Annotated in this window: 11 protein-coding genes; 3 read left to right on the top strand and 8 right to left on the bottom strand. The window is 74.1% G+C overall.

Annotated features, from left to right (window positions below):
- Positions 1–4: 4 nt before the first annotated feature.
- The 5 genes from ACME2J_RS07050 to ACME2J_RS07030 all read right to left on the bottom strand — a co-directional run bounded on the left by ACME2J_RS07050 (position 5) and on the right by ACME2J_RS07030 (position 7370).
- On the bottom strand, positions 5–805 hold the full coding sequence (locus ACME2J_RS07050) for a hypothetical protein (protein ID WP_495544179.1): 801 nt from the start codon (positions 803–805) through the stop codon (positions 5–7).
- Positions 802–2526, bottom strand: coding sequence for a putative bifunctional diguanylate cyclase/phosphodiesterase (locus ACME2J_RS07045; protein WP_495544178.1), 1725 nt, complete (start codon positions 2524–2526; stop codon positions 802–804). Before ACME2J_RS07045 ends, ACME2J_RS07050 begins: the two co-directional genes overlap by 4 nt.
- A gap of 103 nt (positions 2527–2629) precedes the next feature.
- Positions 2630–4873, bottom strand: a complete 2244-nt coding sequence (locus tag ACME2J_RS07040) for a putative bifunctional diguanylate cyclase/phosphodiesterase (protein ID WP_495544177.1) — start codon at positions 4871–4873, stop codon at positions 2630–2632.
- Positions 4874–4999: 126 nt separating this feature from the next.
- Complete coding sequence (locus ACME2J_RS07035) at positions 5000–5785, bottom strand: class I SAM-dependent methyltransferase (protein WP_495544176.1); 786 nt, start codon at positions 5783–5785, stop codon at positions 5000–5002.
- A 52-nt stretch (positions 5786–5837) separates the two neighbouring features.
- Positions 5838–7370, bottom strand: coding sequence for an aminotransferase class I/II-fold pyridoxal phosphate-dependent enzyme (locus tag ACME2J_RS07030; protein WP_495544175.1), 1533 nt, complete (start codon positions 7368–7370; stop codon positions 5838–5840).
- Between the two features lie 120 nt (positions 7371–7490).
- Here ACME2J_RS07030 and ACME2J_RS07025 point away from each other — a divergent pair, with 120 nt between their 5' ends.
- Positions 7491–8777: a CaiB/BaiF CoA transferase family protein gene (locus ACME2J_RS07025; RefSeq protein WP_495544174.1), complete on the top strand. Its 1287-nt coding sequence runs from the start codon at positions 7491–7493 to the stop codon at positions 8775–8777.
- Between the two features lie 9 nt (positions 8778–8786).
- On the opposite strand, the gene ACME2J_RS07020 is transcribed toward ACME2J_RS07025, so the two are convergent.
- Both ACME2J_RS07020 and ACME2J_RS07015 read right to left on the bottom strand, forming a co-directional pair.
- Positions 8787–9935 carry a CaiB/BaiF CoA transferase family protein gene (locus ACME2J_RS07020; protein WP_495544173.1) on the bottom strand — a complete coding sequence of 383 codons (1149 nt, stop codon included), beginning with the start codon at positions 9933–9935 and terminating at the stop codon, positions 8787–8789.
- A 122-nt stretch (positions 9936–10057) separates the two neighbouring features.
- Positions 10058–10873 (bottom strand): ferritin-like domain-containing protein, encoded by an 816-nt coding sequence (locus ACME2J_RS07015; protein ID WP_495544172.1) that lies wholly within the window; start codon positions 10871–10873, stop codon positions 10058–10060.
- A gap of 160 nt (positions 10874–11033) precedes the next feature.
- On the opposite strand from ACME2J_RS07015, the gene ACME2J_RS07010 reads away from it, so the two are divergent.
- Complete coding sequence (locus tag ACME2J_RS07010; RefSeq protein WP_495544171.1) at positions 11034–11867, top strand: DUF1295 domain-containing protein; 834 nt, start codon at positions 11034–11036, stop codon at positions 11865–11867.
- A gap of 10 nt (positions 11868–11877) precedes the next feature.
- Here the strand turns inward: ACME2J_RS07010 and ACME2J_RS07005 are convergent, their stop codons facing one another.
- The gene (locus ACME2J_RS07005) at positions 11878–12930 is read right to left on the bottom strand and encodes an SAM-dependent methyltransferase (protein WP_495544170.1); all 1053 of its coding nucleotides are present in this window, start codon (positions 12928–12930) and stop codon (positions 11878–11880) included.
- Between the two features lie 130 nt (positions 12931–13060).
- On the opposite strand from ACME2J_RS07005, the gene ACME2J_RS07000 reads away from it, so the two are divergent.
- Positions 13061–14072: RNA polymerase sigma factor (locus tag ACME2J_RS07000; protein ID WP_495544169.1), on the top strand; the 1012-nt coding region annotated here is incomplete at its 3' end.

Genomic DNA, 14072 nt, shown 5'->3' with positions numbered 1-14072 from the left:
GCCGTCAGGCCGACGCCGAGGCCCCCGCGACGCGAGCGTCGCCGGCGGGCCCGTCACCGCCGCTCGTGCCGAGCCGCTCCGACACCGAGTTCCAGTCGCGGAACGTCCCGCGCTGCAGCGCCCGCACGACGACGAGGAAGTAGACGGCGGCCGGCACCCCGACGATGTCCGTGACGCCCATGTGGACGTCCCAGTCGTACTGGCCCGTGAGGGTGTGGAGCGCGCCGATGCCGTGCATGACCGAGCAGGAGGCGAAGATGACCGCGAGCGAGAGCCCGCTCGCCGACCAGCCGCCGAGCGGGCCGCGGTTGGCGATCTGCGTCCTCGACACGGAGTACGCGATGACCGCGTAGAGGACGACGAGGAGCAGGTTCGCGCTCACGCCGGGGAGGTTCTCGAGTCGCGGGGCCGGCCCGTAGAACGCCGTCGTCGCGGCGGCGGTGACGTACATCGCGAGCACGGTCGGGAGGAGGAGGATCCAGCGCGGGGAGCCGGGGATGTGGCGGTCGCCCTGGCCTCCGAGGAACGCCTCGACGCGGAGTGCGAACCAGGCGATGGCGGCCGGGAGGGAGACGACCACGGTGACGAGGTCGAGCGCCGTCGCGTCGCGGCCCTCGAGGAGGAGGTGGACGCCGTGGAAGAAGTGGTGCGGACCGCACGTGAAGGCCATCGCGACCCACGCGGCGCCGAAGTGCGAGAAGCCCATCACCGTGCGCTGGCGGCGCATCTCGATGAGGGTCATCGTCCCGTACTGGGCGTAGACGATGCCGAGGAGGAGGTGGAGCGTCCCGGCGGTGAGGCTCACGTGAGTCTCGCGGGGATGCCGATCTGGCGCATGAACTCGCGGATGACGAACGGGTCGCCGACGCCCGGCGCGCCGCGCGGGACGAATCCGCCGAGCGGGACCTCGCCCGGCGGCACCGGACGGCCGAAGTGATAGCCCTGGACGACCTCGCAGCCGAGCTCGGCGAGCGCGTGCGCCTGGCCGGCCGTCTCCACGCCCTCGGCGATGACCTCGAGCCCGGTCCTCCGCGCGAGCTGGACGAGCGCGGCGACGACCGCCCGGTCCTCCTCCTCGAACGCGACGCCGTCGACGAACCCCTTGTCGATCTTGATGACGTCGATCGGCAGGTGCTTGACGTGGCCGAGCGACGACCACCCGCGGCCGAAGTCGTCGAGCGCGAGACGGACTCCGATGTCCTTGAGCGCCGTGAGCGCGTCGCCGATGCGCGGCAGGTCGGTGCTCACCGCCGTCTCGGTCACCTCGACGCAGACCGTCGCGGGCGGGAGCCGCGCCTCCTCGAGGAGCGTGCGAACGCGCGCCGGGAACGCGGGATCGGCGAGCTGCCGCGGCGAGACGTTGACGGCCATCGCGACGTCGTGACCCCGGCGCCGCCATCGCCGCGCCTGCCCGATCGCCGTCCGCAGCACCCAGTCGCCGAGGACGACGATCTCGTCGTCGTCCTCCGCGATGTCGAGGAACGCGCCGGGGGAGAGGAGGCCGCGCTCCGGGTGGCTCCAGCGGACGAGCGCCTCGACGCCGACGACGGCGCGATCCGCGAGGGTCACCTGGGGCTGGTAGTGGAGCACGAGCTCGCCGCGGGCGGCCGCGCCGTGCAGCTCGTGTCCGAGCGCGACGCGCTCGCGGACCTCCCGGCGGAGCCCGTCGTCGACCTCCACGGAGCCGCCGTGCGACGTCGCCTTCGCGCGGTACATCGCGACGTCGGCCTCCCGCAGGACCTCGGAGGCGACCTGACCGGGTTGGGCGACGGTCACCCCGATGCTCGCTCCGACCCTGATCGAGGTGCGCGCGACGACGACCGGCTCGTCGAACGCCGCCTTCACGCGGCCGACGAGCGTCCGCCGCCCGTCGGCGCTCCCGACGTTCTCGGCGACGACGACGAACTCGTCGCCGCCGAGGCGGCCGACCGTGTCGCTGTCCCGGACCGCGTCGCGCAGCCGGGTGCCGACCTCGCGCAGGACCTCGTCGCCGGTCGCGTGGCCGAGCGAGTCGTTGACGCCCTTGAACCCGTCGAGGTCGAGGAACAGCACGACGACGTCCGTCCCGCCGCGCTGGGCGAGGGCGAGCGCGTGCTCGAGCCGGTCGAGGACGGCGGAGCGGGTCGCGAGGCCGGTGAGGTCATCGCGGAGCGCGGCGCGCGCGTTCCGCGTCCGGTCCGTCACGTCCTGCGCGATCGCGAGCCACGCGGAGCCGTCCCAGTGCCCGGCCCAGAGGAGCCGGCGCCAGTCCCCGGCGCGGGTGCGGTAGCGGTTCTCGACGCCGACCGCCATCCCGAGGCCGTCCCCGCCGCCGCGCAACGTGCGCTCCGTCGCCGGCCAGTCGTCGGGATGGACGAGCTCGCGCACGTTGCGTCCCGCGAGCTCGTCGGGCGACCACCCGAGCGTCGTCTCCCACGCGTGGTTCGCGTGAAGGATCGCGCCCGTGCCGTCGATCGCCGCGAACAGGTGCGTCGAACGCGAGAAGAGCCGGCCCATCTCGCCGGGATCGACGACTTCGGTCCCCATGTGCCCATGAGAATCGGTCCAGCGGACCGGGAGCGCAGTCGGACATCCGTCCAGCGGCCCGTCACGGGACCACGCGGACGCGCCAGGACCGCGAGGCTCGCGCTCAGGCGGCCTCGCGGAGCGTCTGCTGCCGCTCCCACGTCGCGAGCCAGGCCTCGAGCTCGGCGGCGGGGACCGGTCGCTGCAGGAAGAAGCCCTGCGCCTCCTCGCACCCGGCGTCCGTGAGGCGGGCGAGCGCCCACGCGGTCTCGACGCCCTCGGCGACGACGCGGAGGCCGAGCCTCTGCGCCAGCTCGGTCGTCGAGCGGACGATCATCTCGTCGGCCCGCGACTCCTCCATCCCGAGGACGAAGGACTTGTCGATCTTCAGCTCGTCGAGCGGGAGCCGCTTGAGGTAGGCGAGCGAGGACGTGCCGGTGCCGAAGTCGTCGAGGGAGAGTTCGACGCCGAGGGCCCGCAGACCCGTGAGCACCTCGATGATCCGCGTCGGGTCGCTCACCACGACGTTCTCGGTCACCTCGAGCCGCAGCCGCGAGGGCGGCACGCCCCAGAAGGAGAGGCGGTCCGCGACGTCGTCGGCGAGCCGCGTGTCGAGGAGGTTCGGGACCGCGAGGTTGACCGCGACCGTCAGGTCGATGCCCCGGTCGGTCCAGGCGCGGCACTGCGCGAGCGCGGCGTCGAGCACGTGCATCGTCAGGGGGCGCATGAGCGCCGTCCGCTCGGCGAGGGGGAGGAACGCCCCGGGGCCGAGGAGGCCGCGCTCGGGGTGACGCCAGCGCACGAGCGCCTCCACGCCGGTCACCTTCCGCGACCGGAGATCGACCTTCGGCTGATAGTGGAGCTCGAGCTCGCCGCCGTCGATCGCCCCGCGCAGGTCGCCGAGGAGCCCGAGCCGGTCGCGGCTGTGCGGATCGCGCTCGGCGAGGTAGACCTCGCAGCCCGTGCCCGCCGCCTTCGCCTGGTACATGGCGACGTCCGCGTGCCGGATGAGCGCGTCGAGGTCGTCGGCGTGCTCGGGGAACGAGGCGACGCCGAAGCTCGCCTCGACGAGCAGCGTGAGCCCGCGCAGCGCGAACGGCTGCTCGAGGATCGCCCGGAGGTCGGCGACGACCGTCTGCGCGGCGGTGGCGTCGAGGCCGGGGAGGAGGACCGCGAACTCGTCGCCGCCGAGCCGCGCGAGCGTGTCGCGGGCGCGCAGCGCGTCCCGCAGCCGCGGGCCGATCTGCTGGAGGAGCAGGTCCCCGGCCTGGTGCCCGAGCGTGTCGTTGAGCTCCTTGAACCGGTCGATGTCGCCGACGAGGAGCGTGAAGGGCTCGCCCGTCCGCGACGCCGTGTCGATGGCGGCGCGGGCGCGACCGTAGAAGTACCGGCGGTTCGGGAGCCCGGTGAGGTCGTCGGTCGTCGCCTGCCGTCGCGTCTCGGCGAGGCTGCGAAGCTCGCGGAAGCTCAGCCCGAGCCGCACGACCGCGGCGAAGATCGTCGCGCTCGCGAGGACGGTCGCCGCGGCGTGGACGCCCGTGATGTTGCCGTGCACGAGGATCGCGACCGCCGCGAGCGTGAACATGAGGGGCAGCGGGACGGCGACGACCGGGACGCCGCGCGTGTCGTGCGTCGCCGTCCGCGGCGGCACCTGCCACGCGGCGACGGCGAGGAGGAGCATGCCCGCCGGCCAGATCGCGTCGAGCCATGCCCCCTCGACGAACGTGCCCTGGGCGACCTGCGCGAGGTAGACCGTGTCGGCGACGGCGAAGAGGACGAGCCCGAGCCCGATGAGCGTCCACGCGCGGCCCGGTCGCCAGGAGCTGATCGCGGCGGCGCCGACGACGAGGGCGATGAGGACGAGATCGGCGAGCGGGTAGGCGATGTTCGTCGCGACGACGGCGACGCCGCCGCTCGTGTCGGTGACGATGACGGGGATGACGAAGGCCGCGCCGACCGCGCTCACCGCGAGCGCCGCGATGATGCCGTCGAGCCAGACGCTCGAGCTGATCCGCCGCCAGCGCGGGCGGACGAGGAGCATGAGCGCGACGTAGCAGGGCGGGTAGAGCCCGAGGTAGAGCGCATCGCCGAGCGATGGGTAGGGCGGCGCCTCGAGCGAGGCGAGCACGGCGCTCCAGTAGATCGAGCCGCCGGCCCAGAGGAGCATCCCCGTCCCGAGGAGGGCCCATGTCGGCCGCTCGCGCGAGACGATGGCCGCGCGAGCGAGGCAGAGGAGCGCGGCCGCGGCGAGCATGCCGCTGAAGACGTAGGTCTTCATGACGCGGTCGAGGCCGAGGCCGCCGTCGGAGAGGGCGTAGGCGAAGTAGGCCGCCCACACCGCGGCGAGGCCGAGCGTCGCGAGACGCACGGCCTGCCGCGGCAGCGCGGGCAGACCCGCGGTGAGGGGAAGGACCCTTCTCGTGAGAGGTGGAGGACCTGGCACGCACCCATTCATCGGCGCGACGACGGTCGCTCTTGATAAGGGCCCTATACGTCATCTGTCGCGGTCGCCTCCCGGAAGGCGGGCGCCGACGAAGAGGAGGCCGTCGTAGCCGGGGTCCGAGGCCGGGTCCTCGGCGCCGACCGTGCGGACCTCGACGTCCTCGAGCCGCAGCCCCGCGCGGTCGAGGTAGCCGAAGATCGTCTCGTCGTCGACCGAGAAGGCGGGGAAGTCGCGCTGCTGGATGCGGTAGCCGCCCGAGCGGCAGATGAACGAGAGGAGGAGCGTCGCCCCGGGACGGCCGAGGTCGCCGAGCTTGCGGAGGAACGCGACGAGCTCCTCCTCGTCGTTCGTCGCCGACTCGGCGAAGAAGTGGCAGGACACGACGTCGTGGGCGCCGCGCCACCTCGCGGGCACGGGGTCGCGCCAGTCGAAGCCGGCGAGGTCCCACGTCGAGTCGCGCAGCGCCCTGGTGAGGAGGGCCGGATCCGCGCCGGTCTCCTCGTGCAGCCAGTCGAGGACCGGCGAGTAGTCGAACTGCGACGGATCGTCGCGCAGCCAGCCGTCGACCTCGCTGAGGTTCTTCCAGCCGATGTCGGTGAACGTGACGTGCTCGTACGGCCGCGCCCGCGCCGCCATGAGGGCGATGAGGGAGTAGAGGCACGGTCCCCCGGCGACCTCGATGACGCTGCCCGTCGGCACGTCGCGGGCGGCGAGGTAGTCGGTGATGGACCGGACGAAGGCGATGTTCTCGGGACCCATCGCGCCGTAGTACTTCTCGAGGTAGCTGCGGGCGGGGAACTCGAAGAAGACGGAGTCGGGGCTCACGGTGGTGGTCATGGTCTGCGGTCTCCTCGGGGAGGTGGGGAACGAAACGGAACGGGACGGAGGGTCAGTCGCGGACGACCCGGACGGCCGCCGTCGCGGCGTCCCAGGTGCCGCGCAGCGGGAGGCCGAGCTCGCGCATCTCCTCGAGATGGGCGACGAGCCCGGCGGTGAAGCGCTCGCCCGGCAGGACCTTCGCGATGCCGGGCGGGTAGACGGCGATCGTGTCGGCGCTCACGCGCCCGACCGCGTCGCGGAGCGGCACGCGGTCGTGCGAGGCGAAGAACGCGTCGCGCGGGCGCATGGCGGGCTCCCCGACGCATCCACCGCCGGACGGCGAGCGCGGAGGGCCGGCGATGGGGGCCCGCGGCTGGGTGAGCAGGGCGTCGACGAGGCGAGACCCGTACCGGCGGACCGGGGTGCCGACGCCGACGTGGGCGACGACGACGGTCGGGGTGACGAGCTCGAGGTTGACGTCGGCGTCCCGGAGCAGTCCCTGCGCGAGCGCGGGACCGTCGGTCGCGGTCCCGGTCACGTCGATCGCGAGGCGCAGCCGGTCGTAACCGGCGACGCCGTGCCGGCCGACGAGCTCCTCGCCGAGGACGCGGAAGCCGCAGAGCTCGCGGATGTCCCGCTTCACCGACTCCATCTCGGCGACCGCGGTCGCGACGAGCCGGGGACCCTCGTCGTCCATGCGCGCCCGGGCGGCGTCGAGCGAGGACATGAGGAGCGAGCTCGGGCTCGTCGAGCGGACGAGGGCGAGGGCGCGGTCGATGTGGTGCGCGTCGAGCTGCGGGAGGCGGCGCGTCCCGAGGTGGAGCATCGCGGACTGGCTGAGGCTCCCGACGAGCTTGTGCGTGCCGGAGACGACGACGTCGGCGCCGGCCGCGAGCGCGTCGTCCGGCAGCTCGTCGTGGAAGCGCAGGTGGGCGCCCCACGCCTCGTCGACGACGAGCGCGACCCCGCGGGCGTGGCAGACGCCGGCGAGAGCGCGGACGTCGGCGGTCGCCCCGAAGTACGTCGGGCTCACGACGAACGCGGCGACGGCGTCCGGTGCGTCGTCGAGCGCCGTCGCGAGCTCGCCCGCCGTGATGCAGTGCGCGATGCCGAGGCGCTCGTCGACGGCCGGGGTGAGGAAGCGCGGCCGCAGGCCGCCGAGGACGAGCCCGTGGATCGTGCTCTGGTGGACGTTGCGCTGGACGACGACGCTCCCGCCCGCCTCGCCGAGCGCGAGGCAGACGGCGTGCGAGGCCTCGCTCGACCCGTTGACCATGAACCACGTGCGCCGCGCGCCCCACGTGCGGGCGGCGAGGCGCTCGGCACGGGCGAGCGGCGTCTCGGCGTCGCCGATGTCGACCCCCTCGATGCACGACGGCACGTCGAGGGCGAGGGCGGCGCCGAAGGCGCGGCGGAGGAGCTGGTCGGCGCCGTCGCCGCCGCCATGGGCGGGGACGTGGAAGCGCGCCGGCGAGCGGCGGGCATACGCCTCGACCGCCGCGAGATAGGGGGCGGCGCTCGTCGCGCCGAGTAGGTCGTCGGCAGGTGCGCTGCGCGCAGGACGCGTCGCGCGGGCCGCCGGCTGGGGAACCGAGATCGCCATGCCGAGTGAGTCGGCGGCGACCAAGGGCGACTGTAGTCGCACTCTTCGCAATTTGCGAGAAATGGAGAGCGAGGCCGTCTCTCGGCCCGCCGGGTGGGCGTCGTCCGGACGACGCGGGCGGTGCGCGGCGCGACGGCCGACCTGCTGAGCTTCGCGGTCATGACGACGTCGTGGCCCGATCCCGCGCAGCCCCCGAGCGGTCCCCTCGCGGGCGTGCGCGTCCTCGACCTCAGCCGCATCCTCGCCGGCCCCTTCTCGACGCAGATCCTCGCCGACCTCGGCGCGGACGTCATCAAGGTCGAGCGTTCGGGCGAGGGCGACGAGACGCGGCGGTGGGGGCCTCCGTACGCCGCGAGCGGGGACGCCGCGTACTTCCTCACCTGCAACCGCGGCCGCCGCTCGATCGCGCTCGACCTCCGCGACGACGCGGACCGCGCCGTCGTCCTGGCGCTCGTCGAGCACGCCGACGTCCTCCTCGAGAACTTCCTCCCCGGGACGATGGAGCGTCTCGGGCTCTCCGACGAGGTGCTCGCCGCCCGCAATCCGAAGCTCGTCCACGGCGTCATCTCCGGCTACGGCCACGACGGCGCCCGCGCGAGCTGGCCGGCGCTCGACTTCGTCGTGCAGGCGCACGCCGGCGTCGTCTCGCTGACGGGCCCCGACCCGGAGACGCCGGTGAAGGCGGGCGTCCCGATCGCGGACCTCTCGGCCGGGCTCTACGCCGCGATCGGCGTCCTCGCCGCGCTCCGGCGCGCCGAGGCGACGGGCGTCGGAGAACGCGTCGAGGTCGCGCTCGCCGAGGCCTGCGGATCCCTCCTCGTCAACCACGCGCTCAACCACCTCGTCAGCGGGACGGCGCCGCGCGCGCGAGGCAACACGCACCCGAGCATCGCGCCCTACCAGGTGCTTCCGGCCGGCGACAAGGGCGTCGCGATCGCGGCGACGAGCGAGGCCCAGTTCGCGCGCCTCTGCGACGTCGTCGGCGCCCCGCAGCTCGCGCGGGACCCCCGGTTCGCGACGAACCCGCTGCGCGTCGAGCACCGCGAGGAGCTCGAGGCCCTCCTCGCCGAGCGCCTCGCCGCGCGGCCGGCGGCCGAGTGGGTGCAGGCGCTCAACGAGGCGGGCGTCGCGGCGGCGCCGATCAACACGGTCGAGGAGATGCTCGCCGACCCCGACACCCGCGCGGGCCTCGTCGCGGAGCTGCCCGACGGGACACCGCAGCTGAGGACGCCGATCCGGCTCGGCGGCGCGCCGCTCCCGCTGTCGGGTTCCCCTCCCGCGCTCGGTGAGCACGACGCGGGGATCCGCGCGGCGGCGCAGGGCCCCGAGCGCGGGCGCACGGGCCAGAGCCCGGCGACCGAGGGCGCGGCGACCGGTGAGCCGCCGCGTCACCCGCACCCGGGGTGAAGCGCCCGGTCAGGCGTCGGGCAGCGCGCCGGACGCGCGCAGCTTCTCCTGCCGCGCCGCGTCGAAGCCCCAGCTCTCGAGCACGGCGGCGCTGTCGGCGATCGGGGGCCGGGCGGCTCCCGGGGTCCGGTCGAAGCGCGGGGCGGCGTCCGGCTGGCGCATCCCGGCGACCTCGACGAACGTGCCGCGGGCGGCCATGTGCGGGTGCTCGTGCGCGTCGCCGAGGCCGCGGACGACGGTCGCGCAGGTCTCCTCCTTCTCGAGGAGGTCCGCCCAGTGCGCGGTGTCCTTCGACGCGAAGACGCCGGTGAGGCGCTCCTTGAACTCGGGCCAGCGGTCCTGGGCGAACTGCGGCATCTCGTCCGCCGGGATCTCGAGGAGCTCGAGGAGGCGCGCGTAGAACTGCGGCTCGATCGCGCCGACCGCGACGTGACCGCCGTCCGCCGCGCGGTAGACCTCGTAGAAGTGGGCGCCCGAGTCGAGGAGGTTCGTGCCCGGCTCGTCGGACCAGAAGCCCGCGGCGCGCATGCCGTGGAACATCGCCGTGAGGGTGGCGGCGCCGTCGACCATCGCGGCGTCGACGACCTGGCCCTTCCCGGACGTCCGCGCCTCGATGACGCCCGCGAGCACGCCGAGGGCGAGGAACATCGCCCCTCCGCCGTAGTCGCCGACGAGGTTGAGCGCGAACATCGGCCGCTCGCCCTTGCGCGCCGAGGGGCCGAGCGCGCCTGCGAGCGAGATGTAGTTGATGTCGTGGCCGGCGACCGAGGCCATCGGCCCCTCCTGCCCGTAGCCGGTCATGCGGCCGTAGACGAGCTTCGGGTTGCGGGCGTGGACGTCGTCGGGACCGAGGCCGAGCCGCTCCATGACGCCGGGCCGGTATCCCTCGATGAGCGCGTCGGCCTCCGCGGCGAGGTCGAGCACGGCCTCCCGCCCGGCGTCGCTCTTGAGGTCGACGAGCACGGTCGCGCGCCCGCGGAGCGTCGTGTTGAACTTCGTCGGGAAGAGATCCCCGCCCGGGCGGTCGAGCCGCAGCACGTCGGCGCCGAGGTCCGAGAGGAGCATCCCGGCGAAGGGGTTCGGGCCGATGCCGCCGACCTCGAGGATGCGGACGCCCGTGAGGGGGCCGGTGCGCGGAGGGGTCTCAGGGGAGCTCATGCGGCGGCATCCTGCCAGAGACATCCTGCAGACGGCGCTGTTGGCAGCCTGCCAACCCGCCGGACGCCTGGGTCGGGGACGACGCGGCGCGCAGACCCGTGCTGCGCGCCGCGAGCGCGCGGTCAGTCGATCGAGAGCGTGTGCACCGCCGGATCGGTCGGGGTGCGCGCGGCGACCTCGTCGTAGTCGAACGCCGTGCCCGGGACGTCGCCCGGCTTGCCGAACCCGAAGCCGACGGACTCGAGGACCTCGACTGCCTTGAGGATGCTCGAGAAGCCGCCCTGACCGGTCGTCGGGATGTTCGGCGTCTGCTCGGCCTGCCGGAACTTCGCGTACGCGCGGTCGTTGCCGAGGCGTCCCAGAGACTGGAGCGCGAGCGCGCGGTGGACGGCCTCGGTCGCCATGATCTCCGCGGTGTAGCGGGCGAACTTCGAGCCGCTCAGCGTCCCCTGGCGCGCGAAGACCGTGTTGGCGAGCAGGTAGGCGTTGATGAAGACCTGGTCGCCGACGACGAGCGCGGTGAGGAGGTTCTCGGGGGTCTCGAAGACCGAGTTCGGGACGAAGATCCTCTTCGTCACCGGCTTGCCGCCGACGGCGTCGGAGGTGAGCAGCTCGTAGTGGTTCTTCTCCTGCTGCGCCGCGGCCGCCACGTTGCGGCGCGTCACGGGGTCGAGCCGGTCCCCGAGCCGCTCGACGCCGACCGTGTTGACGATCGTCGCGAGGACCTCGGCGGTCGCCGCGACCGCCGCGATCGTCTCGATCGAGTTCTTCTCGTCCGTCGCGACCTTCGCGGCCGCCGGGCTCGCCGCGTAGCCGAGGAGGCCCATCGATCCGAGGGCGGCCGCGGTCCCCGCGACGATCTGACGGCGGGTCGCTGCGGGCTCTGCGGAATGCTGGCGGTCGATCGTCTCGAAGAGATGGTCGTTGACGTCGGACATGCGGGTCCTCCTCCGGTGGGGGTCGTCTCCTCGTAGCGCCGCGGCCGGTGTCGCAGCTCATCGCGTGGCGTCGGCCCGCTCGCGCCTCGGCGCGCGGCCGCTGCGGCGGTGTGCGCGCACGCGTCCTGATCGGCACGCCGACGCGCCACGTAGCACGGACATGACCTCGTTCGCCACGATCGCCCTCGCCGGGCCCGGCTCGGTGCTGCCGGTCGCCGCGGTCGCCGTCGCCGCACTCATGCTCGCGACGTGGGGACTCGCTCTCGTGCTCCGCGACGTCTCGATCGTCGACGTCACATGGGGGCTCGCGTTCGTGACGATCGCGGTCGCGAGCGCGCTCGCCGGTGACGGCGACGAGGCGCGACGCGTCCTCCTCCTCGTCCTCGTCGGCCTGTGGGGCCTGCGGCTCGCGGGTTACATCGCGTGGCGGAAGACGCGCGAGTCGGGGGAGGACCGCCGCTACGCGCGGATGCGCGAGCGACACGGCGACGCCTTCGCGCTCGTGAGCCTCGTGAAGATCTTCCTCCTCCAAGGCGTGCTCGCCCTCGTCGTCGCGCTCCCCGTCATGGTCGGCGCCGAGCAGGACGACCCCGTCTCCGCGTTCGTCGTGGCCGGCGTCCTGCTCTGGGCGATCGGCGTCTTCTTCGAGGCGGTGGGCGACGCGCAGCTCGCGCGGTTCAAGGCCGACCCCGCGAACGAGGGGCAGGTGATGGACCGCGGGCTCTGGCGCTACACCCGCCATCCGAACTACTTCGGCGACTTCTGCGTGTGGTGGGGGATCTGGCTCGTCGTCGTGGACGCCGGGGGCACGTGGTGGACCCTCGTCGGCCCCGTCGTCATGAGCGTCCTCCTCATCCGCGTGAGCGGCGCCGGCCTCCTCGAGAAGGACATCGACGAGCGCCGTCCCGGCTACAAGGAGTACGTGAAGTCGACCTCCGGCTTCGTCCCCCTTCCGCCGCGGACCCGCAGCGAGCCGCGCGGCGTCCTCGGCTGAGCCCGAGGGGTCACGCACGGGGGCGCAGGAGGTAGTGGCTCACGAGCCACTCGTTCCCGCCGCGGAAGCCCCAGATGACGTCGGTGGAGAGGAAGAAGAGGCGCCACGTGCCGAAGAGGCGGCGCGCCTCGCGCTCCGAGCGGCCCGCGCCGCGCAGGACGCGGATCGCCTCCGCCTCGCTCGCGTCGAGGCGGTCGAGCCACGCCCGGAGGGTCCGCGCGTAGTGCGTGCCGGGGACGACCCAGCGCTCCTCGAGGAGCAGGTCGTCCTGGAAGCGGGCGATGAGGTCGTGGCTCGGCATGAGGCCCGACGTGAAGAAGCGCTCGGCCGCCCACGTCCCGACGAAGAGGTAGGGCGTCGTGCGGTGGCTGAAGACGTGGACGAAGAGACGGGAGTCCTCGTCCTTCAGCCACGTCGAGACGCGCCGCAGGAGCTCCTCCCAGTTGCGCATGTGCTCGAACATCTCGATCGACATGACGCGGTCGAACGTGCGGCCCGGGGCGAAGTCGTTGACGTCGGCGGTGACGATCTCGAGGTTGCCGAAGCCGCGCTCGCGCGCCGTCTCCGTGATCCACTCGCGCTGCCCGTGCGAGTTCGACACGCCGAGGATGCGCGCGTTCGGGTAGTGCTCGGCGAGCCAGAGGGAGAGCGAGCCCCAGCCGCAGCCGAGGTCGAGGATCTCCATGCCGTCGCGGATGCCGGCGCGCTCGCACGACAGCCGCAGCATCGCCTCCTCGGCGCCGGCGAGGTCGGTGACGCCGTCGGCCCACAGGCAGCCGCTGTACTTGCGGCGAGGACCGAGCGTGAGGCCGAGGAACTCCGCGGGCAGCTCGTAGTGCTGGGCGTTCGCCTCCTCCGTCGCCTCGGCGATCGGCCCTGTCCGCATGCGCTCCAGCAGCTCGCGGAGCCGGATCTCCTCGCCCTCCACGCCACCGGCGTGCATGCCGCGCAGCCGCTTGCGCGTCGCGAGGGAGGAGCCCGCGCGCAGGACGGCGTCCGGGAGCAGTCCGCGCTCGAGGCAGACGTCGAGGGCGCGGTAGCGCAGAGCGGAGTGGTTCGTCACGCCACGGAGTGCGGCGCAACGGCGCTCGCGGATCACCGCTGAACGCGATCGCGGGGACCCGCCGCGCTCTCTCAGGCGGCTCCCAGGAACCTCTCACGCTCCTCCGGGGCGGCGCGGCGATCGTCGCGCCATGGCGAACACGGCCGAGCCACGCTCTCTCGCCCTTCGCCGCCCTGCCCCCGACGACGCGCTCGCCCGCCGCGCCGCGGGCGGCGACGCCGACGCCTTCGCCGTCCTCGTCCGCCGCCACCAGGCGCGCATCGAGCTGTACTGCCGCTCGATCCTGCGGCACGAGGAGGACGCCCGAGACGCGGCGCAGTCCGCCTTCACGAAGGCGTTCTTCGCGCTCCAGGGGCGCGACGAGGATCTCGCGGTGAAGCCCTGGCTCTACCGCATCGCCCGCAACGAGGCGATCTCGCTCCTGCGACGGCGCCGTCCGGACGCCGAGCTCGCCGATTCGACGCCGGCGCCCGACGCGACGCCCCACGAGGCGCTCGTCGTCCGCGAGGAGCTGCGCGCGGTGCTCCACGCCGTCGGCGACCTGCCCCCTCGCGCTCGCGAGGCGCTCCTCCTGCGCGAGCTCGCGGGCCTCGGCTACGCCGAGGTCGGGGGCGTCATGGGCACGTCGACCGGCGGCGCCCGCCAGGCGGTCTTCGAGGCGCGCAGCGCGCTGCACGACGACCGGGGCGGCCGCGACGCCGACTGCGAGGAGATCCGCGCCGAGCTGTCGGCCGCCGATCACCGCCGTCGTCCGACCCGCCGCGTGCGCGGCCATCTGCGCGCGTGCGCCGGCTGCGGGGCGTGGAGCGCGGCGCAGGACGCTCGCCGCACGCGTCTCGCCCTGCCGCCGCTCGCCGGTCTCCCGGTCGCCGGAGGTCTGTCGGACTGGCTCACCGGCGTGCTCGGCGCCTCGGCGGGGGCGGGGGCCGGCGGCGCCGCCACCGGCTTCGCGATCCCCGGTGGCGCCTCCGCGCTCGCGACCGTCGCGGTCCTCGCCGCGACGGCCGCCCCGCCGCTCGCGACCGGCCCGCCCGAACGCGAGGCGGCGCACCCGCGCGCCGCCGCGTCGGCCCCGGCCGTCCGCGAGGCCCCCTCGGCGTCGATCTCGGCCGCTGCAGCGTCGGGCGCGAGCGGAGTCGCGG

It is taken from the genome of Paraconexibacter sp. (assembly GCF_059438195.1).
Note: the sequence above shows the minus strand (reverse complement) of the source record. Positions and strands in the feature narration are given on the sequence as shown.

Coding starts and splice junctions, on each gene's coding strand:
- ACME2J_RS07015 (WP_495544172.1), bottom strand. CDS start 10,873: ATGTCCGACGTCAACGACCATCTCTTCGAGACGATCGACCGCCAGCAT.
- ACME2J_RS07035 (WP_495544176.1), bottom strand. CDS start 5,785: ATGACCACCACCGTGAGCCCCGACTCCGTCTTCTTCGAGTTCCCCGCC.
- ACME2J_RS07010 (WP_495544171.1), top strand. CDS start 11,034: ATGACCTCGTTCGCCACGATCGCCCTCGCCGGGCCCGGCTCGGTGCTG.
- ACME2J_RS07030 (WP_495544175.1), bottom strand. CDS start 7,370: ATGGCGATCTCGGTTCCCCAGCCGGCGGCCCGCGCGACGCGTCCTGCG.
- ACME2J_RS07045 (WP_495544178.1), bottom strand. CDS start 2,526: ATGGGGACCGAAGTCGTCGATCCCGGCGAGATGGGCCGGCTCTTCTCG.
- ACME2J_RS07020 (WP_495544173.1), bottom strand. CDS start 9,935: ATGAGCTCCCCTGAGACCCCTCCGCGCACCGGCCCCCTCACGGGCGTC.